We start from the raw sequence: 15,410 nt of genomic DNA, 5'->3' as shown, positions 1-15,410 counted from the left end.
GAGGCTGATTCACTTGCTGAAACGGATTGACTCAAGCTCAACGATGCTGAAGCGCTTGTGCTTACTGAGACAGACTGGCTACCACTCAATGAAGTTGAAGCACTATTACTTAGTGAGACGGATTGACTACCACTCAATGAAGCGGAGGCGCTCTTACTTAATGAAACTGACTGACTCAAGCTCAACGAAGATGAAGCACTATTACTTAATGAGACGGATTGACTACCACTCAACGATGCTGAGGCACTTGCACTTGTTGAAACTGATTGGCTACCACTCAACGAAGCGGAGGTACTCTTACTTAGTGAAACTGATTGACTCAAGCTTACTGATGCGGAGGCGCTTGTGCTTAATGAGACGGATTGACTACCACTCAACGATGCTGAAGCACTTGCACTTACTGAGACAGACTGGTTACCACTCAATGAAGTTGATGCACTCTTACTTAGTGAGATGGATTGGCTCAAGCTCAACGAAGATGAAGCACTATTACTTAATGAGACGGATTGGCTACCGCTCAGCGATACTGAAGCGCTCTTACTTAATGAAACTGATTGGCTACCACTCAACGAAGCTGAAGCACTATTACTTAATGAGACGGATTGGCTACCGCTCAGCGATACTGAAGCACTATTGCTCAATGAGGCTGACTGACTCAAGCTCAGTGATGCTGAAGCGCTCTTGCTCAATGAAACTGACTGACTCAAGCTCAACGATGCTGAGGCACTATTACTTAATGAGACAGATTGACTACCACTCAACGATGCTGAGGCACTTTTACTCAATGAGACAGATTGACTCAAGCTCAATGAAGCGGAGGCACTCTTGCTTAGTGAGACTGACTGGCTACCACTCAATGACGCTGAAGCACTCTTGCTTAATGAGACGGATTGGCTACCACTCAATGAAGTTGATGCACTCTTACTTAGTGAGATGGATTGGCTCAAGCTTAATGATGCGGAGGCACTCTTACTCAATGAAACTGATTGGCTGCCGCTCAATGAGGTTGATGCGCTCTTGCTCAATGAAACTGAACGGCTCAAGCTCAATGAAGCAGCGCTCTGACTCACTGAGACAGACTGACTACCGCTCACTGAGGCCGAAACACTATTTCTCGCTGAAACCGAGCGGCTGGCGCTCATCGATGCCGATTGGCTATTGCGTAAGGAAGTAGACAAGCTCTGGCTAGCAGAAACTGAACGGCTGGCGCTCGTTGAAGCCGACGCACTCGCTGATGTACTTGCACTTACTGAGGCACTGGTTGACTGTCTTTGACTTAGACTAGTTGAAGTACTGCTACTCTTATACTCACTATCAGAAAGTTTTACAGTGAACGTATCCGTAGTCTTATCTTTATAGATAATGGTAACTGTTCCATTGTTACTAATAGTAAAGGAATCAATACGTTTTTCCTGCTTATTGTTTAGTTTCTCAACAGCCGCCAATATACGAGTTTTTTCTTGAGGTTTTAATTCAGAAACATTCTCTACTTGGAAGGTTTCGGTCGGTGCTACCCCTTCCATAATATCTGTCAGTCTACCTTGCACAATACGGACATTACCTGGCGAAGCATTTCCTGCACTATTTTTATTCCCAGCCTTATCCGTTGCTACTGCATTACGTTGCCAACTATTTCTACCATTTTTATCGTACTCTAGATTATCATTCAAATGAGCTCTTACTGTAATGCGAGCTGGACTAGCAGTAGTTGCTGTGATATTCCCCGTTAAATGATCTACTGTTCCCGTCCCATATTTATTATCTTCAAAGAAATTATTTTTAAGGGCTGAACCATTTGCATCTTCATTTGAAACAATCTTAAATTCTGATAATTGCCCGCTATTATCTGTAGCAGTGAAATTAATTTGAATATCATCTCCTGCGTACACAATATAGTTACCATTTACAGGTGTTAGGGTTTGACCGTTACGAGTCACCGTCGCACTTGGAACTGGAACAGCATCCACATTAGCTGGGATAACAGTTGTAGTATTATCACGGTAGGTAATGGTAATATTCCCATTTTCAGCTACCGCAATCGTTCCGGTTACGCCATCTTTCGTAAAATCACTACCAGATAAAAGCGACTGGTTTTTTTCTTTAAATTTTTCAAGTACTTGATTGCGTTCACTTACAGTCAAAGAAGAGGGATTCTTAACAATAACAGTATCCCCACTAACTGGGTTGTGGCGTTCGTTGAAGCCTTTGATATGGAAATTCGTACGTGCTGTAGCAGTCAAGCCATGAATATCTGTTACTGTGTACTCCAGAACATAGGTACCAGGCTTATAGGGTTTCCAAGTTCCGTTTTCACGACCCACCGTCCCTATTATGTTAATAGTGTATGTTCTTTGACCACCTGTTTTATTCCCCCTTTGATCATAGATATATAGATCTCCAAATTCCCCTTTCTTGTTAGTTGGATAGTTCGGTGCTTTTAAACCTGTAATAATAGCATTGGATGGGGAGGCCGTGATTTTAGCCATCCCTTTATCATCATTCAGTCTTATCTGAAAATTATTGATTGCTTCATCATTATAAATTGTGATAGTAGATGGCATAGAGATTGTAGGTGGATTAGAAGCCGCACGTAGGTATGCCCCTCTAGTAATCACTGTCCCATTTCGTACATCGCGTACACCAGAATTAGCCGCAAAAACAGCATTAATAATCGAATTACGTGCTAAAGTAGCTTTTTGCACTACTGTTGTTAAATCACTAGTCGGATCAGCTAGGGCCTTTTCAATTTCTGTTAGCGCTGCATTGGCCTTAGAAAGAGCTGAATCCGTATTTGGCAAACCAACTGCTTTTGCTAGATAGTCACCTATTTCAGCTGAAAGATTGGTCAACTTCCTACGGTTTTCTTCTTGTTGTTTAGCAGTGACTTCTGAAGATGCTAATGCAACCGCAGCAGCTTCAATTAAGCTAGTTGTGACAGAAGTTGATTGAACTCCACTAACACTATTCTTACCAGTAATTTCAGTTATTTTTAATTCAGCTGAGTCAATTTCAAGGTTCTTTGCTTCTTTTGAAGTAGAAGGTTGCTGGTCAATTGCTGTCGTCGATCCACTCTGTTCAATAGACAAACTTGACACTACAGAAACATTCGATCCACTTGTTGATTGACTGGCACTAGCAAAAGCACTGACAGACTCTTTTGGCGAAGTGGTCACGGTCTTATCTACCGTTTGATTCTTCTCAGCTTGTTTGAGCGCATCCTTGCCTTGAGCTTGGTTCTTATCCGCTAGCACACTAGCGGCCAAGTTGTTGCTGGTTGCTAGAGCCTGGCTATTGCTCAAAGTAGCGCTAGCTAAACTTTGTCCTGCACCAGATGAAACAAAGCTATCAGCAACATTGACTCTGATATCCAGTGAGACAGAATTAGAAGCTGAGACAGAAGCATCAGCTACTGATGCGCTAGTTAGCACTTTATCCTGTTCTAGAGAAGTTGTAGTGTTAGCACTTTCTAGCTTAGCTGGCGCTTTGCTTTCTGATACCTTTGTAGCAGGCGCAGTACTCGCTGATTTGCCAGTCAAGACCGAACTGCTAGCAGATACAGACTGGCTGACAGAAACTGAACTACTAGCCGAAACTGATTGGCTGAGCGATTGACTAACAGACTGGCTAGTCGAGATGCTAAGAGAGACTGACTCACTTGTAGAGACAGAAGCGCTGGCTGACTGAGCAACTGAAACAGAGGCCAACTCAGAAGCTTGTTCTGCTTTTGCTTTTCGCATTTCTGCTTGCGCTTGTGCAATAATCGAATTAGTACTTGCTTCTGTCGCTTCCTCATTGTCCTTGACTTCAGCTGAGATAACTGCTTTATCAGTATATTCAGATGTTTCATCTGCATATACAGACTGCTCCTGAGTCACCATTAGCCCCGCTGCCCCAGCGGCTAATATCCCTCCCAGACCTGCAAGAGTATTGAGGCTCAGATGGTCGTGATCAAGCTCTTCTGTATCTGACAAGCTGCTTGAGACAACTTCTCCCATTCCACCAATACGAAAAAGATCGAGTTGAGAATTTGAAGCTTTTACCCAATTTTTCCCAGACTTATAGAGCTTATATCGCTTCTTTTCGTCAATAATCTCGAAATCTTTGTTATATTTCTTACTTCGAAACATCCTTTTCCTTTCCTTTTCCAACATGCCAGTTTTTGTTAATCTCATGACCATTAGCAAAGAAGCTGGCTTATTGCATACCATAGTTTATAAGCAAAAATACACACTTTTTTACATTTTTATTCTAGGTGTCCTAATGCTCCAGATAGTATTTTAACAAAAATAAGACAAGAATTCAATCTATTGAAATCTTTATTTATTGACAATAAGCTTGATAAATCAAGCTATTTTGAGATATCCATATTAACCTAGAGATTTAAATTATAGGTTATTATAGGGATTAACAATAAGTAACTATTTATACAAAAAAAGCTAGACGGCTGACCCGAGATACTTGGCTCAGATCCGTCTAACTTTTTCTTTATCATCTTTTGAATGGATTAGTGAGAAAGATGATTAATAATCCAAATCTTCTGCATAGCCAGCTCCATTTCCTACAAAGTAGCCTGTCTTACAGTTCATACTAAATAGATAAGTACCATCTGGTTTATAGAGATTGTAGTAGCCATTTCCCTTGACAATGTTAACTTTTTCAAGGATAAACTGGTCTCCTGTGATGTAGCCACGCTCGCGAGACACCTTGAGGATTGTTTCCAAGACACCTGGATTGAAAGTCCAAGCAGGATTGTTCACATCATCAATCGCTGCTTGATTGTAAGGCACACGGCTAAGGTGGCGCTGGAGGTTAACTCCTGCACTTGGCAGTCCGATACCAGTTTCTGCATTTCTAATGCCACTATGATCACTAGGCGCTGGAGTCACAGCTGGCGGCGTTGATGGTGCAGCTGGTGCCGTAGAAGGCGCTGACGGTTCCACTGTCGGACTAGGCGCTGGTGCTGGTAGCTGCTGACTGCGTCCTTGAGCAATAGCCGCCTTCAAGACCTCATCCAACTTGCTATTACCTGTCGATACATCTGGAAGATTAGCGTTTTCTTTCACTTGGGCATCTGTCTTCAAGAGACCGTCAACGATGGCACCCGTATTGAATTGTGAATTGACACTTTGGATAGCAGAAATTTGCTTGACAAGGTCATCATATTTCTTCTTAGCAGCCGTATATTCTGAGCTGCCAGTTAAGACATCTAACTTAGCTTTCAGCTTATCCAAATCGCCAAACTTGTCATTTTTGATAGCTGTCTGACTACTATCCGTAAAGAAGCTAGCATAAAGGTCTTCAAATTCTTTAGCAGCCTCTTTCTTAGTTTCACTAGAGCTTGTAGATTTCTTTTTGCTAGAAGAAACGGTCGAACTGGAACCAGTTGTCGACTTGTGGCTCCCCCGACCTTGATGAAAATACCAAGTCGTTCCAGCGGCAAGTGCTACAAGACCTAAGGCCGAGTATAGGAAGCCTTTCTTCTTGTAGAAAGGTTTTGTCTCAGGCTCGTCCTCATCTTCAAACACTGTCGGAACCGGCTTTGTTGCCGGGATGATTGGTGCTTCAGCTGCGACTGTTAGAGCTGGTTGTGCATCCTTTGTAGTCTCTACATTTACCGAGTTTGCCGTTTCTGCTTTCACTGACTGCGCTGTAGGTGATGCCATATTGGCAGTATTTTCCTTCGCCTGAGACTGACTCTTAAGCTGTTTGATGGTCTCTTGTATCAAAGCTTCTTTTTGTTGTGCCAGCTCTTCCATGATTCTCAGCTTTTGGGTTTCAAATTTTCCAGCCTCGATTTCATCTCGGTGTTGCTTGATGTACTTATCTAGGATATTGTCTCCTTCAGTCACACCAGCTACGACTTCCTCGTTTTTCCGGGCAGCCTGACCGACCGTCATCTCTTTCGCATCTTCTAAGTCAAGAACGGTTTCCTTTGATTCTTGCTCTGTTGGCATCTTTTCTTCTTTGCTCACAGCATTTCCTTTCTAATCTAGTTGTCTTTTGACCCTTTGGCCAAAGTATTGATATAAATCAACTTTTAAAGTACCATTGTAAAGTTTTCGCTTTTTATCCGCCTGACTGCCATATTTGGCTTCAAAGGCCTCATCACTGGTCAAGATAAATTTACTCCATGTCTTCAAAGGAGCAAAAGTTTGTCCCATTTCTTGATAGAGCTTGGTCACCGCATCATCGTCCAACAAACGCTCACCATAAGGCGGATTGGAAATAATGACACCATTGATCTTGTCCGTATGAAGGTCCTGCAGACGCATTTGCTTAAATTGAATCTGGTCAGCAACACCCGCTTCTTCTGCATTTTTCTTGGCAATATCTACCAAACGGGCATCCAAATCGGAACCTGAAATATCCAGCTGGATGTCTTGGTCAATCTGAGCTAGGGCTTCTGCCCGAAGTCGACGTACCAAGTTCTTGTCTACCCAATTCCAGTCTTCAAAAGCAAAGGAACGGTGTAAACCTGGCGCCATATTCATCCCAATCATGGCCGCTTCGATACAGAAGGTTCCTGATCCGCAAGTCGGGTCAATCAAGGGTTTATCTGGGTACCAGTTTGACAAAAGTAAAATCGCAGCTGCCATATTTTCCTTGATTGGTGCTCCGCCTTTTTCTGTCCGATAGCCACGTTTGAACAAGCTAGAGCCACTGGTATCAATCATGACTGTCACCAAATCTTTCAAAATGGAAACTTCAATCTTAAACTCTGCTCCATTTTCCTGCAAGGGGATACCTTCTGGACGAGCATAATGCTTTTGCAGTTTTTTTACAACTGCTTTTTTTGAAATAGCTTGAACACTAGGCTCATTATGCAGTTTTGACTTGACGCATTTGGCTTTAGAAATGGGAAATTTGGCACCTAAGGGTAGATAATTTTCCCAATCCAAGGCAAAGACACCTTGAAAAAGCTCTTCAAATGTTTTAGCTGGAAATGTTCCCACAACAATCTTAATCCGATCTGCCGAGCGCAGCCAGAGATTGGTTTGAATGATGGTAGCCATGTCTCCACTAAAGCGAACACGGCCATTTTCAACCTGACAATCTATGCCCAAATCTCGGATTTCACGGCCGACAACGGCTTCCAAACCTGCCGCCGCTGTAGCAATTAAATTAAATTTTTCTTTCATTCTTTCTTACTCTATCACTATCCGCTGAGCCACACCGTTAAAAACTGGTCTCAGCTAGAAAGCAGAATGTTCTTGCTTGGCTCCTCTTTTTGAGAAAAACCTTGCTTTCCTATTTTGTCCCTTACAGCAATCTTCTGTCTAAGGGGCTCTATATCTTAATCAAAAAGCTAGCATACGCTAGCTAACCTATGTGCAATTTTCTATAAGCCATGTTTTGTTCCAGAAATGACTAGGTACCATCTCCTTCGATAATCATCTGTCTACTGTTTCCAGTCAGAATGCTATGTTCGTTTCCACGCATTCCGTGCCCCGACCAAAGTTTGGGTTGCTAGCTTGAGGGGTTTACCGCGTTCCACTTCTTCTGTTTCCAGAAGAACTACGTCACTGTGGCACTTTCAGACCTATTCAGACCTATCTAAAGACTTAGCCTTTTCAGTCGCCGTAACGGATTGCTCCGTCCCTAGGCTTATTGTTTCGCCTAGCACAAACACTACCAGCATCACAGCCGGTGCTAGCATGGACTTTCCTCATGAAAATATCAAATCTTCACGCGATTATCCAAAAATTGCACTCTGCAACATTATTGCTCTTCGCTGTCCAGAATTTGCTTGCCAAAAACTTCCTTTTCCAAACGGCTTAAGCGTTTCAAAATATCGAAGTTAGTCGCTGTTCCCATCTGTGGCATCTCAATTGTTGGTTGAGCTGGCTGACTAGGCGTTGAAGGAGTAGCAGTTTCTTGATTCGATACTTGTTCCTTCAGAAGGGCAATCTCCTCACGCAACTCTTTCACCAAAGCGGCGTAAGTTTCATAATCCTTAATCACATCATCCAAAAACTCATCCACTTCAGCCTTGCTATATCCTCGCACTTCACGCTTAAAGTCTTGATCAAAAATATCTTTTGCTGTATAAATAATACTCGCCATGCTCTCACTCCAATCTAGTTTATCATATCCAATTATATACGAAATCACCTATAAAAAGCAAGATTTATACCCTACTTTTCCGAAAAAATTTCTGCAACCTCATTCAGATCATCAAATGTTAATTTTTTGATAAAATACTGTTCTTGATTCTTCATCTCCCTGTAAAGATATTTAAGATTGGTCTCATTTTCTTCATCGTAAAACAGGTAAGCACCGTCCGTATTTTGAAGCAAAAATTGGTTGTACTCACGAAACTGACTCGGATTTTGGTAGCTAGGATAAGCATATTTGACAAAATCTACTTGTTTAAAATCTGCTAGTTTAGCCTGATTTCCTTCGTTCCAATTTTTTCCCTGATCCTCGAAAAGAAAAATCGTCGCAATCTTGAAATTATAATCTTCTCTTAATTCCTGAGCAACTTCCAAAACCCAAGCTTCAAAACCTAGATTTCCCGTAAAGATGAGCCACTCCAATCCTTCATCCAGCAGGCGCTGCAAATCCCGTCTGACCGCTTCTTTGATGATCTTGATGCGCATGTCTTTCTCATTCATAATGCCAAGTTCAAAAGCCTTATACCCTACAATTAATAGACTTGTCATTTATTCTCCCTCAAAAAATATTTTTATGATATAATAGAGTGATGTTATTGTACCAATAAGGAGTTTTATGGTCAACTACCCTCACAAGCTAAAGATAAAAAGTAAACTAGCCCATCCAGGTTCAAAGACGGCTGTTAACTTTGCCAATCGCGGGATGTCTTTTGAAAAGATGATCAACGAATCCAACAGCTACTATTTGAGTAGGGGGCTCGCTGTCATTCATAAGAAACCGACACCCATTCAGATTGTCAAAGTGGACTATCCCCAACGCAGTCGTGCAAAGATTGTCGAGGCCTACTTCCGACAGGCATCCACAACCGATTATTCTGGTGTCTTTAAAGGACATTATATTGATTTTGAAGCTAAGGAGACACGACAAAAAACAGCCATGCCTCTAAAGAATTTCCATCTACACCAGATTGAACATATGGAGGCAGTCCTTCAGCAAAATGGAATTTGTTTTGTCTTACTTCATTTCTCCAGCTTGCGGGAGACCTATCTACTTCCGGCATCTTATTTGATTAGATTTTATAAGATGGATAAAGGCGGAAAATCCCTCCCTTTATCTTACATTCAAGAACATGGATTTTCAATCGAAACAAGGCAATTTCCAAGCATTCCTTACCTTGAAATTATCGAACAAAAACTACTAGGTGGTATCACAAATGAATAAACAAACCCTTTTGCAAGCCTTAAAATATCTTGCAACTGCCCTCTTATCTCTCTTTATCATTGGAGTTGTGACTGGCGTTCTTGTCTTCACATACTATGTCGCCAAGTCTCCTACCCTTTCTGAGAAGGATCTTGTCGCAACAACTTCAAGTAAGATTTACGATAGCGATAACAATCTGATTGCGGACCTCGGTTCTGAAAAGCGGGTCAATGCGTCAACAGACCAGATCCCTACACAGCTAGTAGATGCTATCGTTGCGATTGAGGACCACCGCTTCTTTAATCACCGTGGGGTTGATTTCATTCGGATAGGAGGAGCCTTCCTAAGCAACCTGAAAGGAGGCGGACGTCAAGGGGGATCTACCTTAACCCAGCAGTTGATTAAGTTGACTTATTTCTCCACTTCCTCAGCGGATGCTACCCTTTCTCGGAAAATCCAAGAAGCATGGCTGGCGACCCAACTTGAACGCAAGGCTACCAAGCAAGAAATCCTGACCTACTATGTCAATAAAGTCTATATGTCCAATGGAAATTACGGGATGCAAACAGCTTCTCAAAGTTACTATGGCAAAGATTTGAAAGATTTAACCCTTCCTCAAATTGCCCTGCTTGCAGGAATGCCTCAGGCTCCTAACCAATATGACCCTTACACAAATCCAGAAGCTGCCACTCAGCGTCGGAATCTCGTATTATCTGAAATGTATGAACTCAAGTACATCTCACCAGAACAATACGAACAAGCTATCAATACACCAGTGACCGACGGCTTACAGAGCTTGAAAAATTCAGCTAGCTATCCTGCCTATATGGATAACTACTTAAAAGAAGTTATTGAGCAAGTCGAAGAAGAAACTGGCTACAATGTCCTTACGACTGGTATGGAAGTTTATACCAACGTTAATACCGAAGCCCAGAAAAAATTGTGGGATATTTACAACACGGAAGAATATGTTGCTTATCCAGATGATGAACTGCAAGTGGCATCAACCGTTATGGATGTTACCAACGGGAAAGTCATTGCCCAACTGGGTGCTCGCCATCAGTCTTCCAACGTTTCTTTTGGTACCAACCAAGCAGTCGAAACAAATCGCGACTGGGGCTCTACCATGAAACCAATCACTGATTATGCCCCAGCCTTGGAATACAATGTTTTCACTTCCACTGCTGCCTCAATCCAAGATGCTCCTTACTATTTCCCTGGAACCTCTACTCCTGTCTATAACTGGGATAAACGCTATTATGGCTGGATTACTATCCAATACGCTATCCAAGAATCCCGTAACGTACCTGCCGTCAAATCGCTGGAAGCAGTCGGATTAGATAATTCATTGAAATTCCTCAATGGCCTTGGTATCAATTATCCTGAGATGCATTATTCTAATGCGATTTCAAGTAATACAAGCGAATCTGGTAACCAATACGGAGCAAGTAGCGAAAAAATGGCTGCCGCTTACGCTGCCTTTGCTAATGGCGGTACATATTACAAACCGCAATACGTCAACCGAGTTGTCTTTAGCGACGGTACAGAAAAAGTCTTTTCAAATGGCGGATCAAAAGCCATGAAAGAGACGACAGCCTACATGATGACAGACATGATGAAGACCGTTCTTCAGTCTGGAACTGGTACCAATGCTGCAATCCCAGGAGTTTATCAAGCAGGTAAAACTGGTACTTCCAACTATGCAGATGATGAGCTAGAGAAGTTGACAAAACCTTATTACAGTTCTAGCATTGTCACACCAGACGAACTATTTGTTGGCTATACTCCACAATACTCTATGGCTGTTTGGACCGGTTACTCAAACCGCCTCACTCCTGTTTTAGATGATGGAGTTAAGGTAGCAACCGATGTTTACCGCTCTATGATGCTCTATCTGACAGGCTATAGCAATGAAGACTGGACACCACCAAGCGGACTTTTCCGTAGCGGATCCTATCTCTATCTCAATGGTACTTCAACTTACAGCCGCGCTTATAGCCAATCATCTTCAAGCTCCACTTCTGAGTCAAGCTCAGAGTCTTCAAGTCAAAGTACGAGTGAATCTAGCGAAGAACATAGTAGTACCAACTCTAGTTCACAAACAAGTTCAACAAGTTCTGGAACAACCAGCAGCTCAACTAGTTCTAACCAAGGAGCTGAACATCGATAAACCAAAAAAGATTGGATTTCTAAAATCCAATCTTTTTTATGTTTAACTAGATAAATAGCCTTCTGAACTTGCTCATCCTATCAAATCATTTCGCCATTAGCAAGAGCTCCCATTGGATCCCACGGTGCTAGGACAATTGGCTCTGCATTGTAGGCTGCCAACTCTTCTGGAGTCAAGAATTCTTTTCTGACTACGATTTGGTAAGTGTACTCATCCATCCAAGCGTCGCTGGCGACAAAGTATCCCTTATCTCCAACCTTTTCTCCCCAAGAATTTTCTACCTTCCATTTTTTAGCTTGGCCCTTTTCATCCAAGTCTACCCCAGCTAGTACCATGGCATGAGTCATGAGGCTTTCGCTATAATCGAGACGACCTGCCTTATCTTGGGTCAACTGGATATCCATACTAGAGGTTAAATCATGCATACCTGCTTCCATGATACCAGCCTTGCGATTGCTGGATTGACCCACATCAGAGCCAAACCAAACAGTCTCACCAGCCTGCATCTGTGCAATAGCCAATTCCTTGAGACGTTTCATTTCTACATTCAAATAGCGAACAGGTTTACTACCGACTACGTTGCCCAACATCTCGACTGTGTAAGACTTGCCATAAGGTTTATCGGCTGTTGGCGCATTGATAATTGAGACATAGTCATCCAGCTTGAGGTCTACATATTTTTGGTAAAAGGCCTGCGGAGTCAAATCAGCTTCCCTATGGTAATTACCGTCCTTGTCTCGATAAGCAAAGGCAAACTTCCGAGGCGGTAAGCCCAACGACATCGCTAAGAAGTTGAAAATTTCCTGTAGCAAAGCTTCTTTCTTAGCTTGTAGCGTAATCTCATCTGCACCATTCAGGGCAAATTCACGCAAGATTTGCGCATCCTGACGCAAGAGTTTATTGAGCAACTGATTGAGTTCCCGGCTATTGCTGGATGAAATTGACTCTGGATAAACTGACTTAGGCACGACGCCGTATTTCTCAAAAAGCGCCACGACCATATCCCACTGACCGCCATCCTGCTGAGGCGTATCTAAGAGGAACTTAACCTTACGGCTGGTCAATTCTTGGTCAGTTGTCGCCAGCACCTGCTCTAAGAACCAGTTGGATTTTTCATATTTATCCCAAAAGAAGGTATGAGCCTGAGACAGCTCAAAATCCTCCAATTGGAAACCTGCAATCATCTTGTGGCGGAAAGTATTGAGAGCCGCAAACATCCAGCAGCGGCCAGAAGCCTTCTGGTCGCTGACCTTGTCTTTGGTGAGATCCAGTGAGAAAACAGGTGCATTTTCTACAGCAGCAGTCCGTTTTTCCAAAGAAGTCAATAGACCATTGTGGCTAATAGCATTTTCCATTGCCGCATACTTGGGATCAGCCTTATAAGCAGCGTATAACTTATCTGTAAAATCTTGTTTTAATGAATTCATAGAATCCTCCTTGTCATTATACATCTATTATAGAACTTTAAAAAAAGAGCGCAAGTAAAAAAGTTAGGCAAGCCTAACTTTTTTATTTTAAATCTGATTTTAGGATCCCATAGACGGAAAAATCTTTGACTTGTCCTTTATGAAATACAGCCTGCCGAAAAGTACCTTCGTAGCTCATGCCAGCTTTAGTCATAACACGCCCCGAAGCTGGATTGGCTGTTACAAATCTTGCTGTGACACGATTGAATCCTGCGTCTTGCAAGAGGTAGTTCAAAACAGCTTTCAAAGCTTCTGTCATCAGCCCCTGCCCCCAATAGTCTTTACTTAGAATATAACCGACCTCGCAAGCATTAATCGTATTATCTCTATCCACCACGCTGATGTCCCCAATGACAGAATCAGGATTTTCTTTTAGGCAGATAGCCCACTTGTAAAAATCCAAGTTTTGATAATTCTCAACCCAGCGAGCAATAGACTGTTGGGTAACATCAGGACTCTCATGAGCATCCCAAGTCACATGCAGCAAATTGTCCGGACGAGAAGCCCAATTGTCATACATAGCCTGAGCATCCGATTCCAGAAAAGGTCTTAACAAAAGACGTTTGGTTTCAATAGACTGTGTACCTGTCTTTTTCATTGCTTCCTCGTTTCTTGGCTCAGACTAAAAAGTTTCGATCGAGATTTTCACTTCCAAAATTCATCAAAAATTGTAATCGGCAAATGCCGTTTGTGCTGGCCCTTATGCCACCAAGACTCGATCGTTTCTTGGGCTTGAGCCGAAACGGACTTGCCTTCGAGATAGTCGTCAATTTCATTATAGGTCACGCCTAGAGCAACTTCATCAGCAATCCCCGGTTTTTCTTCTTCCAAATCAGCCGTCGGCACCTTTTCATAGAGAGCCGGATCCGCTCCTAAAGCGACCAAAAGCTGCTTGCCTTGACGCTTATTGAGACGGTAAAGTGGTAAGATATCTGCTCCGCCGTCCCCAAACTTGGTGAAAAAGGCCGTGACATTTTCGGCTGCATGATCGGTCCCAATGACAGCCCCACTGTATGAACCAGCCAAAGCATACTGGGCAATCATACGACTGCGTGCCTTGATATTCCCCTTGTTAAAATCAGAGACCTTGGCACCCGTTGCTTCTACCGCCTTTGTCATGGCATCAGCGGATTCTTTGATATTGACTGTCAGACTGACATCAGGCTGGATGAAAGCCAGAGCCTTTTGCGCATCGTCTTCATCCGCCTGAACGCCGTAAGGCAGGCGGACAGCGATAAAGCGATAGCTATCATCTCCAGTCTCTGCCCGAATTTCTTCTACAGCCAGCTGAGCCAAGCGGCCAGCCAAGGTTGAGTCCTGACCACCAGAAATTCCCAGAACATAGCTTTTCAAAAAAGGATGCTTTCTTAGATAAACCTTGAGAAAGTCGACCGACTTGCGGATTTCTTCCTCCGGGTTAATGTTTGGTTTGACGCCCAGTTGAGCGATAATTTCTTCTTGTAGACTCATTTTTCTGCTCCTGTCTGGTAGGCTTTCTTGCGCATCTGGTCAATCAAGTCCATCTTGTCCTGCCAAATATCACGCGCCAAGTCAACTGGATAATCTTGCGGATTGAGGACCCGCTTGTATTCGTCCCAGAGTTTCTCAAATTCTCGGCGGGCATAGTCCTGAATTTCAGACAGGCTCGGCAAATCGTAGACAAGCTGACCTTCTTTATAAATATCTACCAAGAGCGGCACCGCATCAAAATTCTTAACTGTTTTATTGATATAAGTATAAGTCGGATGGAACATTTCTAGCTCCTCCTGATGGTTGACGTCCACACCATCATAAGTGATGTAGTCGCCCTCAGACTTGCCTTTTTCACGGCTGGTAATCCGCCAAACCTGCTTCTTGCCCGGAGTCGAAACTTTTTCAGCATTGTTAGAGAGCTTGATGGTGTTGCGCAAGTGCCCATTCTCATCTTCAATCGCGACAATTTTGTAAACAGCACCCAGAGCTGGCTGATCGTAGGCGGTAATGAGCTTGGTTCCCACGCCCCAGACATCTATCTTGGCCTTTTGCATTTTTAAGTTGAGGATGGTATTTTCATCCAAATCATTGGAAGCGTAAATTTTAGCATCTGGGAAGCCCGCTTCATCTAACTGCTGGCGAACTTTTTTAGAAATATAGGCCAAATCTCCAGAATCAATCCGCACACCCAAGAAATTGATTTTATCCCCAAATTCACGCGCTACACGGATGGCCGTGGGAACCCCGATCCGAAGGGTATCATAGGTATCTACCAAGAACACACAATCCCGATGAGTGCTTGCATAAGCCTTGAAAGCCTCGTAATCATTGCCATAAACTTGCACAAGTGCATGGGCATGCGTCCCCAGAACAGGAATATCAAAGAGCTTGCCTGCCCGAACATTGCTGGTCCCATTGGCCCCGCCGATAACGGCTGCCCGCGTGCCCCAAATCGCTGCATCCATTTCTTGAGCACGACGGGTACC

At 43.1% G+C, this 15,410-nt stretch carries 11 protein-coding genes and 1 other RNA gene; 2 read left to right on the top strand and 10 right to left on the bottom strand.

Annotated elements, in window-relative coordinates; all coding sequences use genetic code 11:
• The 6 genes from A0765_RS10465 to A0765_RS07420 all read right to left on the bottom strand — a co-directional run.
• Positions 1-4,172 (bottom strand): MiiA motif-containing surface protein (locus A0765_RS10465; protein ID WP_179856153.1); only part of this gene is annotated, 4,172 nt, incomplete at its 3' end.
• Positions 4,173-4,520: 348 nt separating this feature from the next.
• A complete protein-coding gene (locus A0765_RS07440) occupies positions 4,521-5,972 on the bottom strand; it encodes a cell division site-positioning protein MapZ family protein (protein ID WP_062005716.1) in 1,452 nt (483 codons plus the stop codon).
• Between the two features lie 12 nt (positions 5,973-5,984).
• Positions 5,985-7,139, bottom strand: coding sequence for a THUMP domain-containing class I SAM-dependent RNA methyltransferase (locus A0765_RS07435; RefSeq protein WP_062005714.1), 1,155 nt, complete (start codon positions 7,137-7,139; stop codon positions 5,985-5,987).
• A 198-nt stretch (positions 7,140-7,337) separates the two neighbouring features.
• Positions 7,338-7,705, bottom strand: an RNA gene (gene rnpB, locus A0765_RS07430) — RNase P RNA component class B.
• Between the two features lie 14 nt (positions 7,706-7,719).
• Positions 7,720-8,064: a cell division regulator GpsB gene (gene gpsB, locus A0765_RS07425; protein WP_062005712.1), complete on the bottom strand. Its 345-nt coding sequence runs from the start codon at positions 8,062-8,064 to the stop codon at positions 7,720-7,722.
• Positions 8,065-8,135: 71 nt separating this feature from the next.
• The gene (locus A0765_RS07420) at positions 8,136-8,663 is read right to left on the bottom strand and encodes an SLOG family protein (RefSeq protein ID WP_048791824.1); all 528 of its coding nucleotides are present in this window, start codon (positions 8,661-8,663) and stop codon (positions 8,136-8,138) included.
• Positions 8,664-8,730: 67 nt separating this feature from the next.
• On the opposite strand from A0765_RS07420, the gene recU reads away from it, so the two are divergent.
• The gene (gene recU, locus A0765_RS07415) at positions 8,731-9,336 is read left to right on the top strand and encodes a Holliday junction resolvase RecU (RefSeq protein WP_062005710.1); all 606 of its coding nucleotides are present in this window, start codon (positions 8,731-8,733) and stop codon (positions 9,334-9,336) included.
• The gene (gene pbp1a / locus A0765_RS07410) at positions 9,329-11,485 is read left to right on the top strand and encodes a penicillin-binding protein PBP1A (RefSeq protein WP_062005708.1); all 2,157 of its coding nucleotides are present in this window, start codon (positions 9,329-9,331) and stop codon (positions 11,483-11,485) included. The genes recU and pbp1a overlap by 8 nt, the downstream gene beginning before the upstream one ends.
• An 80-nt stretch (positions 11,486-11,565) precedes the next feature.
• Here the strand turns inward: pbp1a and pepC are convergent, their stop codons facing one another.
• The 4 genes from pepC to pncB all read right to left on the bottom strand — a co-directional run.
• Positions 11,566-12,912 carry an aminopeptidase C gene (gene pepC, locus A0765_RS07405; RefSeq protein ID WP_062005706.1) on the bottom strand — a complete coding sequence of 449 codons (1,347 nt, stop codon included), beginning with the start codon at positions 12,910-12,912 and terminating at the stop codon, positions 11,566-11,568.
• 82 nt (positions 12,913-12,994) lie between these two features.
• Positions 12,995-13,549 carry a GNAT family N-acetyltransferase gene (locus A0765_RS07400; RefSeq protein WP_062005703.1) on the bottom strand — a complete coding sequence of 185 codons (555 nt, stop codon included), beginning with the start codon at positions 13,547-13,549 and terminating at the stop codon, positions 12,995-12,997.
• A 47-nt stretch (positions 13,550-13,596) separates the two neighbouring features.
• Entirely contained in the window at positions 13,597-14,421 is an 825-nt protein-coding gene (gene nadE / locus A0765_RS07395; protein ID WP_062005702.1) for an NAD(+) synthase, read from the bottom strand.
• Positions 14,418-15,410, bottom strand: a 993-nt coding sequence (gene pncB, locus A0765_RS07390) for a nicotinate phosphoribosyltransferase (RefSeq protein WP_062005700.1), incomplete at its 5' end; no start/stop codon positions are given. The genes nadE and pncB, both read right to left, overlap by 4 nt.

This window comes from Streptococcus cristatus, assembly GCF_001588905.1.
GTDB classification, from domain to species: domain Bacteria; phylum Bacillota; class Bacilli; order Lactobacillales; family Streptococcaceae; genus Streptococcus; species Streptococcus cristatus_N.
The sequence above is the reverse complement of the archived record's forward strand: the minus strand, read 5'-3'. Positions and strand labels throughout refer to the sequence as shown.

Excerpts from the sequence above, each read along its gene's own strand:
- A0765_RS07435 (WP_062005714.1), bottom strand. The coding sequence starts at position 7,139 with ATGAAAGAAAAATTTAATTTAATTGCTACAGCGGCGGCAGGTTTGGAA.
- gpsB (WP_062005712.1), bottom strand. The coding sequence starts at position 8,064 with ATGGCGAGTATTATTTATACAGCAAAAGATATTTTTGATCAAGACTTT.
- A0765_RS07420 (WP_048791824.1), bottom strand. The coding sequence starts at position 8,663 with ATGACAAGTCTATTAATTGTAGGGTATAAGGCTTTTGAACTTGGCATT.
- recU (WP_062005710.1), top strand. The coding sequence starts at position 8,731 with ATGGTCAACTACCCTCACAAGCTAAAGATAAAAAGTAAACTAGCCCAT.
- pbp1a (WP_062005708.1), top strand. The coding sequence starts at position 9,329 with ATGAATAAACAAACCCTTTTGCAAGCCTTAAAATATCTTGCAACTGCC.
- pepC (WP_062005706.1), bottom strand. The coding sequence starts at position 12,912 with ATGAATTCATTAAAACAAGATTTTACAGATAAGTTATACGCTGCTTAT.
- A0765_RS07400 (WP_062005703.1), bottom strand. The coding sequence starts at position 13,549 with ATGAAAAAGACAGGTACACAGTCTATTGAAACCAAACGTCTTTTGTTA.
- nadE (WP_062005702.1), bottom strand. The coding sequence starts at position 14,421 with ATGAGTCTACAAGAAGAAATTATCGCTCAACTGGGCGTCAAACCAAAC.